Here is a 13,640-nt window from a genome sequence, read left to right on the forward strand (position 1 = left end):
ATATTCCTTCTAACCGGTAGTCACTTCATGGGTGGGGGTCTGAACGTAAACAGCAGCTTCATGCTGATGAGTCGGCATTTGCACACTCCACTCATAGGGGGGAATCTGACCCCGGTTCCATTGATAGCAACGCAGCGTCGGCATATTGCGACCGTCGTAGGCCATACCGAATCTGATAGAAAGACTTGCGGGTGCGGCCAGCACCAAGTGGATGAGTTCAACGCCGTCGTTGGCCAGCGTACCGAGCATCTGCAAAAACTGTTGCGTCAGCTGAATCTGAGCTTCCTCAGACCAGCTTGAATTTACGGCTAGTCCTTGGAGCGCCATGTCAACGACGGGCAGCCCTGGAAAAGTCGTCTGGATGTCGGCCATATCCACCCGATAAGACGCCGATACCGCGAGCACGACTGCCTTGCTTTGTCGCGTGCCCTGCGTTTCGTTGACGATGAAGCGCGTGCCATTGTCCGGATCGTCCAACGGTTTCCAAAGCTTCTGGGTTCGCTCCCAATCCATGAGTAGAACGTGCCCCTCATCGTCCAACAGCACACCTGAGTAGAACAGTAGGGGCACGGGCATAATGCCGCCAGCAACGACTTGAACGTGGGCGCGAGCAGCATCACCACGTACGTGACGAACATTGCGCTGCAAGTGTCGGATCTCCAACAGCGCGGCGGAAACATTGGGAGTGGGGCCTATTAACAATTGGCGAACGTCAACCAAAGCATCGATTTTTTGCCCTCGCAGGCTTTTAGGGACGGCCGCGATCAGGGGGTGGTCGGAGGTATCGACCAAGCCGCGCAGCTCAACGACCACTACTCGCTTGATGTCTGCCTCCTTCATTTCCTGCCAGTATGCGTGGCTGGCCAATCCGATACCGATCGCGACACCAAGCAACATGGTCCAGACGATAACCGTCTGCACCAAGTCTTCAACGCCGCCGCTAGTGCTGAATTTGAAGGCATCCACCACCCCGAACACGCCGTTGGCCTCAACTGAGATGCTCCCTGACACGATGGCTATCAATACAGCGCAGCAAGCAGCAACGATGGCCAAACCTACGTTGCGTTTACGGAAAGTCCACGCTACCCAAAGGTTAACCACCTTGAAGAACCACTTGAAGATTGATGCCACGTGCCATTCCTTAGATTACGTATCAATATCGAAATTATACTACATATAGACATATGGGAAATGCAAACCACTAAATATGGTATTTTTTGATTGTGGGTCGAGTTTTTACCTTGACATTCTTATTTAACGCTAGTGACTACCATGCGCTGAGTCAGCCAAGGCTCGTGTAGGCTATGTGAAATTTGAAGGCGGGTCGGCTATGAACATCGAACACAAAACCCAACACCTACAGACAGTGAAAGATTCGCTTTCCTCGATCCGATTCCTGCTGTGTGTGGACTTAGAGGCAACCTGTGACGAGCTGCCGGAAGGCGCGCCTCCCGACGCCAAACTGATTGTCGAAGCCGATCAGATGGAGACCATCGAAGTCGGCCTCGTCGTACTCGACCTTCACACCTTTAACGTCGTTGACGAATTCCAGCGTTTTGTGCGCCCTTTGATCAATCCTTCCCTGACCGCGTTTTGCAGATCGCTGACCTCAATCGAGCAGCGCTATGTTGATGAAGCAGGCACGTATCGCGAGGTTGCGGAGGAACTGGCCGCTTTCACTACTCGATACCCTTTAGCCGCTTGGGCTTCTTGGGGCGACTACGATGCGAAACAGCTCGCTAGGGATGCCGCGTTCAATAAGTGTGCCCCCATGCTCGATGGTCTGGAGCACCACAATGCGAAAAAATGGCATTTGAAAATTCTCGATTGCCGAGCGATGGGTCTCAAGCCAGCTGTTGAATCAATGGGCCTTGCATGGCGGGGCACATACCATCGCGGCATCGACGATGCGCGCAATCTTGCTCAGGTCATTAAGATGCTGCTTTCCTGACGCACTCCCTCCGCAAACTGATAAGCCGGCTCGCTCGACACCTAGCAGTTCTATGCCTCGCCTTGCGCAATCCCCCAGCGACCTGAAGAGAAAAAGAGTCAAAAATTACAGTTTAATGTGGCTCTCATGTGCGGCAGGCTTATGAGCATCTACGACGGTTTAGTTGGCGGACGATTTGCAACCGGTAATTGGCAACAGCGTAGCCGCGAGCTCAGCTGCCTCGCTAACATTTAGTTGGGTAGGCCAAGCGTCTGTTGCCATCTCGATCAAAATGTTACGAAGATCGGCGACATCTACTTTCGAGAGGGAGGCGTGCGCTATCTTCGGTTTGGCGAACAACGGTTCGAGCAAACACTAGGCCGGCCTCGACGTGCCCCGGCACTACGTTGACACCTCGATAGAAGGCACCAGCTGGCATAGGTTCGCTGAGATTTGCAATCTCTGCGAGGCCAGCAGTCAAAGCAGACCATCCCCTAATGGTTTGAAAGCCCCCACCACCCTCGCCTGCGCTATCCGCTAAATCCCCAGTTTGCGGCCTATTTCCGACGTTACGCCCAGTTCAGGCGCGCCCAGGATCCGGATGTTTCCCACCAAAGTCTGCTGCTGCCTTTGATGGATGGTACTGGCGGGTCAGCAGGCCACACCCTGATCGACCTTTTTGCCAACTTCACGACCATCATTTTGACGCGACTGCAGCAAAGCCCGCTGACGTCGAGGGCCTACGGGCGAGGCTGCGATCATTTTCAAGTTGAAGAGGCCTGCCAGGCACCTCCTAAACCTTGGCTTAGCACAAGACAGCATGCTGGCATGCCAAGCCTGGCATTACCAAAAGGTTGAGCAGGAACGGTGGATGCCCTATGAAAACAGGGTCGAGGAATACCTCAAAGTGGCTCGTGAGCGTCGCTACCTGAGCGAGCCAGCTGTGAGAGTGGAATGCACCCTTCACGCGCGATGAACGCTGTGTCCTCCGCCTCCGTCGGCATCATGTACAAGATGTCGAGCGGAAGCTCAGCGCCAGCGGCTCTCAACTCACTCTTAAGTCGAGCGAGCGGCGCGCCAGATGGGCCCACGACCAACACGTCGTAATCGCTGCCGACACCACGGAGTGACGACCCAAACATGAAGGCCTCGAAGTACCGTAACGACGGGCAGGCCTCGAGTAGAAAGCCTGCCACTTCCGCTGCTGTCATCAGCCCTTCAGCAAAATCGTTCTGAGGTCTTCCCACTTCAGTACTTTGCATCCCAGCTCCCGACCTGCCTCAATGGCGCTTGGAGCCGGCGATCCATTGGGATTGATGTTCCATACAACGTCTACCGCACCGAAATCGTCCCATAGGCTGCGGACGGCATCGGCTGTCGGCTCATATTCCCAGATCATCCCTATTCTTAGCGAGCATCCACCCGAAAGGGTAAGAGTGAACACACGATCAAACTCACGGCGGACGTTCGTTACGTACCGTAGCTGCAGAATCATTCGGTAAGAAAACGCATAGTTTTTGTGAGACGCTTTCCTCACTGAACCCTTCGGAATTGCCGACCCAAGTGTTCCGTAATTCCCCCATCCTATCGGCTTTTCCTCCAGGAAGGCGATTGCACCACCTTCCCAAACGCACTCTTTGCGATAGCCGCAGAGGAAATCCATCTCCGGCCATTGCTGGTGGTACCGGGCAGCCAATTCGGCGTCCATCTTGTGGGTGTCACTGATGACAGCCAAAACGTCTGGCTGCTCACGAACCGAAATGCGGATAGCGTCGCCTCCTGCGTGTTCTGCCGAGATGACCCCACTTTCACGCCGGATGTTTTCCAGCGCATATTTCACCTGCCATTTCATGCAAAAATTCCATCTATTTGTACAGGATAGCGAATAGCGCGGCCGGCTACGCCACAGACGTGGCGCTCAACCAGCCCTCGAACATGCTCCTGGTATTGGGCAAATGCCTCATGCTCGGCCTCGTCCATGTGATGCTGGTTCGCCGTGATGATGCGCTGGACACGAAAGTGATTGGGCAGGATGACGTTGCGCATCCTGTGCAGCCAGGTGTTCGCTGACTCTGACTCCGGGTCGTACTCGAAGCTTGTTCCTTCGCAGGGAGCGAGCCGCGTGTGGATCGCTTTGTTCTCGGCCATGGCGGCCGTGATGGCGCTTCTGACCTGCGAACGCTCCTCGTAGGCATACACGCCCTGCTTGTTGGCCAAGGCCGCGAGGTGGTTGCTCTTCCACATCAACAGAGTACTGCGATTGTACGAGGGCGAGTTCTTGTCGATGGTCGTATGGCAACTGGGGCACAGGAGCAGGAGGTTTTCAAAGGAGTCGGCTTCGAACTCGCCAGCAGGCCGCTCCTCATGACGTGGGCCCTTTTCGCCATGGGGGATCACGTGCGCCATCTCCGCGATGTGCTTGTCACCGCCCATCTCGGCCGGAAACAGCGGTTGCAGACAGTCCGGGCGCTGGCAGTGGCCTGCCGCATCCGCGAAAAGCCGAAGCTTGGTATCCTGTGGAATGTGCTTTCGATCTGCCATGCTAGCGCCCTCAAAATTCGAGGTGCGTAGCTTAGCGGGAGACCGTGCAGACTCATAGGCCGACCTAAGGCGAGTCCGACATCAAATGACGCAGTCGGCTGCGATTTGCCGGACGCTAGCGCCTGATGCGGTTCTCCAGCCAGTCAACAATCCCACCACCTGAGGTACGCTTTGCGCCCCTCAGATCTCATTCCAAGGACGATATGGCCGCCTCGAAAAAGAAAAGCGCTGCTAAGCCAAAGGTGCAACCGGCACCCCATTCTGGGGCGACCCAACCGATAAACGAGGCAGACTTCCAGGCTGCGATCATCGCTCGCTTGCGCCAGGCCCTCCCCTTGCTGCCGGCTAACATTCGTGCCGAGCGCTATTTGAACTTAAAGCTCGGCCACCATCACATTGCAGTCGATGGGAGCGGAAAAACTAGAGATTTTTTCAAGGGCCGGTCGGACGTCGTCATGCTTCTCGACGATAAACCGCTGTTGCTCGCTGAGCTGAAAGCTCCGTCTGTGGCTATCACTGATGAAGACGTTGACCAGGGGCTTTCCTACGCCCGGATCCACCAACCAATGGTGCCACTGGTACTAGTCACGAATGGCGATCAAGCGTCGACCCGACTTGTCCTGACCTACGATGGAACCACAGTTTCAAGCGATAAAGCGGATGCTGCAGGTTTGGAGAAGATTCTCTTAGCAGCGTCGAGTCTGGCACGCAGCTCGACCGAGGGCGCAATTCGCAGTTTGCTGGGACGTGACCCAAAAATCTGGGGAGCCATACTTAAGAAATGGAATGCCGAGGAGATCAGCAGCCGAACTGGCGCCATACCTGATCTGCACCGAGCTATTGCCGAGGGCTTTCAAATACCCCGCCAGGCTGTAGGCCAAATCTGCAACGACGTCGAAAGAGGCGCGAAAGTAGTCGTCCTGCATGGGGCTCCGCTATCAGGCATCACGGGCACACTGATCCAACTGGTCGAGAGGCTCGAGAAGGCTCCTATCCTCTACGTCGACCGCAGAAGCTCGGGCGATATTCTACAGTTTCTTGCATCCCGACTGACCCGAGAGCTTTCCATCGGGGTTTCCCGGGATGACGTTAGGCAGTGGCTTATTACTGGTCAGTCACTGGCAGGACTCATTCTCGTTGTGGACGGAGTACCGACCGGTGAGCTGGAGGAGCTGCTGCACCTTGCAGAGCTGAAGCGCCTCCAGCTCGTATTCGGGACTGATAGCGGTACGTTCGAGTCACACAGTACCTTGGCTGGCCGCATTGAAGAAACGATGCTTGGCCGCCTGGCAACACCGGTTGAGCTTGAGAATTTGTCAAACGAAGAGTTCCGGGCAGCGCGCGAGCTTTTTGTGAAACTCAAATACGCGCATTTTTTGACTGGCGCGCAGTTGATTCCTGATCTGCGTCGCCCGCGTCAGTTGCGGCTTATCGCGTCCCTTCTACCCCGGCATGTCCCGAAGCGCAAATCAGCAACTGATGGCTCAAGATATGAAACCCGCCTGGTAATCCCTCCGATTCCCGATTTTCGGATGCTAGAAAGGGCGAGCAACCTCATCGGTGCAGACCCTCAGCTGAAGCACGATCTATCAAAGCTTGCCGCCGCCTATCTGGTCGATGTGACGGAACACGGTCGAGACCAGCTGCGAATCATCGAGACCTACGGGGCACCGTCGATCGATCCCGATATCCTGGAGCGGTCACTCGGCGAACAGCGAATTGAACGCCTGCGCAGAAATGGCGTTATTCATTGGACTGACACCCGGACGCTCGGGCCCAGGCTGGTCGTTCGATTCCCAGAGCAGTTGGCTCATCACATCTCTGCCCAGTGGGCGGCAGACCTAAACAAGCAAACGGACGCGGACAACCTCAATACAACCCTGCAGCGCATACTCCAGCAATCGCATTTCGTGCCCGAAGGAGATCTCTGCGTCGCAGCAGCCATCTCCCGAGTTACCGACGGCAACCACTTATTCCTAATCGTCAACACACTGATCGCCGCCGAGCCAGAGCCCACCTTCCTGACTGAGGGATCGACGGTCGAAATACTAGCGAAGGATGTCAAAGGCGTACGCATTCAATTCGGTGAAGGAATGAACGAGCGGCTGCCCGGGGATATGCAGCCTTGGCTGATTCTGAGCCACTTGGCAATGACGCCCATGGACACGGGCGATGATGGTACGTCGGTGAACTTGTCGATTGTCGCCACCTTGGGCAATTCTGAAGATCTGATTTTCAAACCAGCGCCTCGCGACCTCAGAGACATTCTTGGCCTACATACCCACGACATTCCAGGTGTTGGCTCAGTACTATGCGTGAATAGCGGAATTGTGGAACCTCTCATGCAGGCCATGTACCTGTGTGCATCACACCGTCCTGATGAACTCCATCAATTGGTAACGCATGCGTTGCAAGAAGATAAGCGCCATCTAGCGTGGCGCCTGGTGATTCTTTGCAGTCTGCTGAGAAATGATAGCGACCCGAAGGCCAGTGCCGCCGCTCGCGCGGCCTTGCAACGGCTGGACAAATACTGGAAAGCCTTCATCGCATCCGATGACGCTAAAAACGACAAGTGCAGCGCTTAAACCATAAGCGCCCCCGGTAAGTCAGCTAGAGCGTGCCTACCCTAGACGATCACGTGTTGTCGTTACCAGTAAACCAATTTTTGAGGCGCGCCCAGATGCCATGCGCGTGAGGCGCTGCTTCTTCCGGTTGATGGCAAGATCGGCAAGCAATCCCACCACCATCAGAATCGCATTGCCCGGCGAGCAATAAGCAGCCCTCCTCCTGGAAAATTAATTTTTTTGAGTTATCCGTCAGATCTGCCCCTAAGCGCGGAATGTCTTTTTGGCGTCCATTTCTGCGACGATTATGCTGAGAGTACTGGTGTCGTAGTGGACGATTTCATAATCGCCCTCAAATACATTCGGCACATGCAGAGTAATCCGAAGCTTCGAAAATACAGCCTTTGTTTGAAGGGGCGCAGCAGGATCACGGCTGCCAACTGCGATTTTGAAACCACTGGGCGCTTTTTTCATGAACGAGTTTTAGTGAACTTAAGATGCATTTAGAGCAACAAGACTCGCGGTTAATCAATGGTTTGCCATTCTTGTGAACGGCTGACATCACCCACTTGTTAAATTATGTGTCTGGGAGGAACTTTACCAAGCCCGCCTTATGTGGCTCCTGACAAAAAAGCTATGCAGTCCGGAGCAGAATTTATCATTTTTGACATGTCCGCTCTAATAATGCCCTTGAGTACTTTTTGCGACGTTTGCACCTTCATCCGAAAGCTTTTTGGGAACACACCCTTCCAAACTCGGATTCAAGGGCAATCAGTTATTTACTCACAAACGTAAAATCGTTCTTGCAATTACCAAAGCTATTCTGCCCACTTTTCGTTTTTATGGGGGCTCCTGGCGTCTGCCCCCATTCGTACAGTACATACATGCCGGTAACCAGTTTACCCTTGCAATTGAGATGGACAGCCCCGTTAAGCTCAGGAAGCTTCTGCTGCACTCTTTGCTCAAACTCCGAGCGTGTCATTTCGACATCAGGCGTTATATCGAGGCTTTCGACGATGTGCCGGGTTTCACTCAACGACCAGTCGAAATACTCTACAACGTTCATTGGGGAGCATGTGCCATGCTTGGCCCACTCATGCCGTTCGAGACATTTTTCAGTTCCAGCCATGAAATCCTTATTGGCCTTCCAGGTTTCGGACGCGATCAGCTTAGGCAATTCTGGAAACTTGCAGAATTTGCCGTCCTTAACTTTCTGCTCCTCACACTCGCCAGGACTGCAACCTCCCTCCGGGAAATTTTTTTCATAATTAGGCCAAAGTCCGTGGAGTTGTACCAGTGATTCCTTTGGAAGCTGCTTGCAACTGGGATCCTCTTGATCTGCCGACCGACAAAAAGCAGCAGGAACCGTTAGCTCAAGGCGATAAAGTTTTTTCTTTGCGGGATCCACCTTGCACGACGGCTCGGCAGTAGCAAGTACTGGAGTGAGCGAAACGAGAGTAATCGCCAGAATCCTGCGCTTATACATGCTTTCATCCTTCCGCCAATGACATGTTTACGATCCGTTTTAATGTCTACTTTGGAACGAATTCAACGGTATTCAGATCGACCTGGATTATGATTTGGTTATTGACCTGCTCTAGCACATTGCTCAGTTTGCTTTTTAGACGGCCTCCATGGGCATCCTCGACATAAAAACTGTCGTTCTCATTGGTCTTCGCCATCAAGAAGTCATCCAGATCACTTCCTGGCTTGAGTTCGCCACCTGCCCATTTCAGCGCATCAACGCACCGCCGGAAAATTTTTGGATAAATTAACGTCCCGTGCTCCGGCAGAAGGTCATCCAGGGTGCTGATTGTGAACTGACTGGTGCCGTCGGCCTCCCAGATGCCGCGTTTATCGGCCCTTGCGTTTTTATAAGTGGCGATCAGGTGAGACTTGATCTCCGCCGAGAGTCCTCCCGAATAGAGCCCCAGATATGCCAGTCCAGTTTCGACCGCGTGGTGGTTGTAGCTGCTCATCAAAAGATCATTTGTGAGCTTGATTTCGCTCCCATCCTGCAGACCTGTTTCGCGTAATACAAAAGCAACTGGCCTAGAATGAGCTTCAAATCCATCGGTCAGGATCTCGGCGGGCGTCTCCCACTCAAAACCCGCCGGAGCCACTTCCCAATGCCACGCCTCTGGATTTACCCCTAACCATCGCAACAGGCCGTCACGACATTGCACGCCATAGGGTTGCGCGGCGCCTCCATAGTGAAGCTCAGGCGTATCGATGGCCTGAAACCGTAGCTGATAGCTAGCCAAACCATCGCTACCTTTGGGTTTGGTATAGCGTGGCAGGGATTCGAACAGCGACATGTCATCCGCAATGAAGCGCATGCTATCGCCATCTGGCGACTGACGCTCCCTCACAATTAAACGGCCCTTGATCAGTTTGTAGAAACCAAGTGACATAGCAAACTCCCTGCCTGCGAAATTAAGGCACTCATGCGTGGATTGCGTGAACTTGGCTCAGTTCACGCGAGATTCTGGAAGTCCGCTGCAACTAACTCTCGACAAGACGCAATGTCTAGCGGCCAGAATGCTGCTGGTTTTTTATATCCTCTTAGCCGCCTATTGTTGAATAGGCAGCACTACTCTCATCTCTCGCTTGAGCCAGTTGACTCCCCATAAAAATACACAGCAATACGAGTTCCGCCGCAATACTCCAACAACAGTGAAGACTTAACCCTGCCATCCGGCAAGAAGCTAATGATCACATTTTGAAATAAATGCAATTAGAAAACGAGATTGTGGCTCTGTAAAAATTATACAAATCAAGAAATGACGTCGAAACATTGCAACCAGCACGCTACCTAACTTGAAGACTCGGGGGGAGTGGCCATCGGTAATCCACAAAAAAAAGGTAGTGTACGGCACTCCCCCCTGTGTTGTGTTTACGTAGGCGAGCAGACGGCCATACCCATCTAATGCATCTGATGCAAAGCGAAGGAATAGGTGGAAGGATTCGTTGGTTGCGCCCTGCCCCACCAGCTCGTTCCGGAGCTCCTGCTCTAGCGCTGCCTGAGCTTGTGCCCCCCACTTCGCGAGGTTCGCTATGGCGTATCAATGCCTAGAAAGCGTAGTCCGAAGTTACCGAGGGCGCGCACCGTGAAGGTGTCGCCGTCGTGCGTAGCTTTGTGAGGATCATCCGATCAGCTAAACCGAAATGTCCTGTGAGCTTGCCGTCATTTTCCTTGATCGCCCTTGCTATCATGACCTCCCTTTTGGGTGCTTGAGTATTCACCGTGAACCACACCGAGCATCCACTCCAGCCGCCCGGCTAACCAAGAAAAGTCCTGATCGATGTCCTCGCGTTGCTGCAACTCACGGGCGGCAACGATAAGTTCATCAATGCGTTCGCTGACGAGTCGCAGTGCGTCATCTGCGTCATGCGGTAGCGGGACATGCCTCTGCATCGCAAAAGATGCGCCGGCAGTATGCGTGCCGTCGCCAGAGGGCATCCGTGCCAAGGCTTCCCCCAGCGGCTTGAGGATCACGGGCATGGCGCCGATACTAGCGCGAGCGAACCCACGTGTTTGCGGCTGTCCTGGTGAGCCTGGCCCAAATACCCAGCCAAGAATCCGAATGGTCAACACGTAGATGTTGTTGAATAAGGTCATTGCCTGACGTGCCGCAGGATGCGTGATCAAGTTTGCGCCCGCACGCTCCCGTGTAGCTGGATTCTGAAGCGTCGGGTATGCGGGCTGGAAGTGCGGGTTCGCGCCCAGCATCCGGTTAAGTTCGATGCGCATTTCATGGAAGATCCCGAAGTGGGAGTCCTCGCGGTCGTCATGGATGCCCTCCCCCTGGAATTGAACTCGTCGAATTGCTTCTAGTGCGCTTCGCTTGTCATACACGGCCACGAGGTCCGGGAAGTCAGCCAGATCGGGGCCAATTTGCAGGTCCGGATTACCGATGAATAAGTCCGCCTCGGGCATTGCCTCTATGCCATGCGCAATCAACTCGTAAAGCTCTCCCACACTGCGGAAGGCCAGGTCCTGTTCAGTTGGAGAATGTTCCCAGTGGATAAAGCCGGGGCGCAGCGTCGACTCGACAGGTGCTTCCCACTGTAGGAAGCGTTCAACGGTCTCGAGGCAGAACGACTGCAGGGTCAGCGCAGCAGGCAGGGGCCAATAACTCTTAGGTTGCGGAAAGACTGGGTGCATGAAATAGGGTGTTCCGCCGATCGCGGCCAAAAGGTTCCATGCCTGCGCCAGATGCAGCATTTCTTGCGAGGCTACAAAATAGATCTGACCAGCCCAGTACTGTGTGATTTGCTGATCGCGCCATTTGGGCCTGTCCTCCGTTTCCTTCTTCAAGGAGAAGGCGGCGTACAGGTAGGCACACGCGAGCGAATGCTCAATCTCGCAAGCCTCTGACAGCAAACTCAAGAGCTCGTTTCGGCTGGTGGGCATCATCTGCCTTCCGGGAGTTCAGTGGCGATTACAGCGGCAAGACGCAGGGCCAGAGCTGCTGCTGTGAGGGTCGGGTTGGCGGTGCCTGCCGTTGGGAACACGCTAGCGCCGACCACGAACAAGTTCTCGTGGCCATGCACGCGACAGTCCGCGTCGACGACTGACGCAGCCGCATCGGTGCCCATGCGGCAGGTTCCAATTACGTGGCCTGATCCACCGTATGCCGCTGGGTCAGCAGATGCTTCCACATTGGTGATGCCTGCGCGCTCATAGATGGCTCGAATCAGCGAGCGTGCATGCACGAAGGAGCCAAGCGTGTATGTATCCACGCTATAGTTCAGGCGCACTTCAGGCATTCCCAGCGCGTCGTAGCTCTGAGGGATGAGCTCAACGTAGTTGCCAGCACTGGGTAGTTGTTCCGATGCCCAACTGATTCGAACCATGCGCGGTGCAACGTCCGCGATTCGCTCACGCAAGGCAGTACCGAACAGTCCCTCGTCCATCCATTTCTGCACGGTTGCTTCCGGTGTCCTGAAGCGTCCATGCCCGTCATTTCCTAAAGACATCTTCCAGGCCGCATGGTCGCCACGCCAAGGGCCATCGCGCCAATCGTCGATGCCCGAAGTCACCGGCGGTCCGCGATAGCCGTACAACGGTTCGTCTGCGATACCCACCATTTCCCCCGTAGGGTGGTCCATCAAGTTGTGGCCGACCACAGCAGGGTCACCAATTCCAGAGACCAGCAGCAGACGAGCCGATTCGATCGAGTGAGCAGCGATTACGTACTTACGGGCACGCAGAGTGGAACGCTGAACCTCGCCCGTTTCTGTCCAGGCGGCGAGTTCGATCCCATCGATGCTTCCGTTAGCAACTACCACCTTCGTGGCCACGGTGCGATCGAGCAGCTCAGCGCCTTGTGTGAGTGCTAAATTAACATGCACAGTGGCATCGTACTTGGCCTGGATCGGACATAGCGGGATGCAAATCGAGTTGCCGGCGCAAGGTGGCCGGCCTTGGTAGGGGCGAGAATTGCGGGCCTGTGGGGTCGTACGGACGCGCAACGTAGCGCCTTCAAATTCGAGGCCGTTTACCTTCGCGGCAATAACCTTATCAAGGTACGAAGGCCAGATCTGCGTCATGGGAAACGGGGTGCTGCGCCATGCGCTGTGTACACCGCTCCAGGCGTCGTGATCGCCGGAAACTCCAAGCGCCTCTTCTGCTCGCGCGTACCACGCCTCCAGATCGTCGTAGCTGATTGGCCAGTCCACTGCGACGCCGAAGGCCGAACGCATCCGGAAATCATTTGGGATCAGTCGCGGCGTGCTGCCCTGCCAGTGCCAGGTGCTGCCCCCAACACGTCGAAGGTACGTGCTCTTGAAGCTCTTCGGTGTCGCCACATATTTGTAGTCGCCGGAGCCGTCAGGAGAGAACGCGAACTTGTCCGCCTGTGACTGGCGGTACGGAGAAGACAGGGTCTTGACCGGTGCAGCAGCCCATTGCTCCAGTGCATCCTCTCGTAAAACAGATGGTCCAGCTTCAACCAGGAGCACCTTATGGCCCTGGAGCGATAGCTGCCATGCCAAGAGTGCCCCTGCAACCCCGGCCCCAACAATAAGGACATCCACGTCGGCTTCGCTCACGCTTCCCCCGGATATGACCAATGACCGAAGTAGCCTCCTGGCAAGCCTGGGGGGTGGGCTTTCGCGAGACGCCAGAACGAACCGGAGAACCACAAAGCTGTGAGTGTGTCGGGCCCAACATCGGCGCTTGCCTGCGGCTTACCATCGCGAAAGCACTGGCCGAAACACCATGACAGCACAATGTCCCGGCACACCTGCTGAGACGCCGGGTCCGTCCATAGTCGCTGCTTGATCCATTGCTGTGGATCTGCATCGGCTGGTGCCTCGGCCCATGTGCGCAGCACCTGCTCAACCAAAGCTTTGCGCCCTTCAGATATCCCCATCAACACCGTCTCACACAGACGCTCGTCTAGTTGTGGGTCATCCATAAGCGCCTGGGACAAAGCCGAGAACGTTGCGTGCAGGAACGGCATGGAACCACCTCCATGGTCTACTATGCCTCCCCCACGGAGGCGTACTACGTGGCGAGCAAATAAGACGATAGGAGCCCTATGACTACTCCGCAAGTTTTTGCACGGGGTTGAAACTCAGCGTGAAACATTCCAGCT

General features: G+C 54.9%; 10 protein-coding genes. 2 read left to right on the forward strand and 8 right to left on the reverse strand.

Annotation, left to right across the window (positions count from 1 at the left end; translation table 11 throughout):
* Positions 1–9: 9 nt before the first annotated feature.
* Positions 10–1,131, reverse strand: a complete 1,122-nt coding sequence (locus AC3WRD_RS07875; RefSeq protein WP_102619890.1) for an SAVED domain-containing protein — start codon at positions 1,129–1,131, stop codon at positions 10–12.
* Between the two features lie 199 nt (positions 1,132–1,330).
* On the opposite strand from AC3WRD_RS07875, the gene AC3WRD_RS07880 reads away from it, so the two are divergent.
* Complete coding sequence (locus AC3WRD_RS07880; protein ID WP_102619889.1) at positions 1,331–1,951, forward strand: 3'-5' exonuclease; 621 nt, start codon at positions 1,331–1,333, stop codon at positions 1,949–1,951.
* Positions 1,952–3,140: 1,189 nt separating this feature from the next.
* Here the strand turns inward: AC3WRD_RS07880 and AC3WRD_RS07885 are convergent.
* Together AC3WRD_RS07885 and AC3WRD_RS07890 are read right to left on the reverse strand one after the other, a co-directional pair.
* Positions 3,141–3,782: a hypothetical protein gene (locus AC3WRD_RS07885; RefSeq protein ID WP_102619887.1), complete on the reverse strand. Its 642-nt coding sequence runs from the start codon at positions 3,780–3,782 to the stop codon at positions 3,141–3,143.
* The gene (locus AC3WRD_RS07890; RefSeq protein WP_102619886.1) at positions 3,779–4,471 is read right to left on the reverse strand and encodes an HNH endonuclease; all 693 of its coding nucleotides are present in this window, start codon (positions 4,469–4,471) and stop codon (positions 3,779–3,781) included. Before AC3WRD_RS07890 ends, AC3WRD_RS07885 begins: the two co-directional genes overlap by 4 nt.
* 203 nt (positions 4,472–4,674) lie before the next feature.
* Here AC3WRD_RS07890 and AC3WRD_RS07895 point away from each other — a divergent pair, with 203 nt between their 5' ends.
* A complete protein-coding gene (locus AC3WRD_RS07895; RefSeq protein ID WP_102619885.1) occupies positions 4,675–7,056 on the forward strand; it encodes a type I restriction enzyme HsdR N-terminal domain-containing protein in 2,382 nt (793 codons plus the stop codon).
* A gap of 754 nt (positions 7,057–7,810) precedes the next feature.
* Here AC3WRD_RS07895 and AC3WRD_RS07900 read toward each other — a convergent pair.
* The 5 genes from AC3WRD_RS07900 to AC3WRD_RS07920 all read right to left on the reverse strand — a co-directional run bounded on the left by AC3WRD_RS07900 (position 7,811) and on the right by AC3WRD_RS07920 (position 13,505).
* Positions 7,811–8,521 (reverse strand): ribonuclease T2 family protein, encoded by a 711-nt coding sequence (locus AC3WRD_RS07900; protein ID WP_102619884.1) that lies wholly within the window; start codon positions 8,519–8,521, stop codon positions 7,811–7,813.
* A gap of 46 nt (positions 8,522–8,567) precedes the next feature.
* Positions 8,568–9,449 (reverse strand): hypothetical protein, encoded by an 882-nt coding sequence (locus AC3WRD_RS07905; protein WP_102619883.1) that lies wholly within the window; start codon positions 9,447–9,449, stop codon positions 8,568–8,570.
* A gap of 773 nt (positions 9,450–10,222) precedes the next feature.
* Positions 10,223–11,455: a ferritin-like domain-containing protein gene (locus AC3WRD_RS07910; protein ID WP_102619882.1), complete on the reverse strand. Its 1,233-nt coding sequence runs from the start codon at positions 11,453–11,455 to the stop codon at positions 10,223–10,225.
* Positions 11,452–13,092 carry a GMC family oxidoreductase gene (locus tag AC3WRD_RS07915; RefSeq protein ID WP_102619881.1) on the reverse strand — a complete coding sequence of 547 codons (1,641 nt, stop codon included), beginning with the start codon at positions 13,090–13,092 and terminating at the stop codon, positions 11,452–11,454. Before AC3WRD_RS07915 ends, AC3WRD_RS07910 begins: the two co-directional genes overlap by 4 nt.
* Positions 13,089–13,505, reverse strand: coding sequence for a TetR family transcriptional regulator C-terminal domain-containing protein (locus AC3WRD_RS07920; RefSeq protein WP_102619880.1), 417 nt, complete (start codon positions 13,503–13,505; stop codon positions 13,089–13,091). The genes AC3WRD_RS07915 and AC3WRD_RS07920 overlap by 4 nt, the downstream gene beginning before the upstream one ends.
* Positions 13,506–13,640: the final 135 nt, after the last annotated feature.

It is taken from the genome of Pseudomonas sp. FW215-R2, from assembly GCF_058789255.1.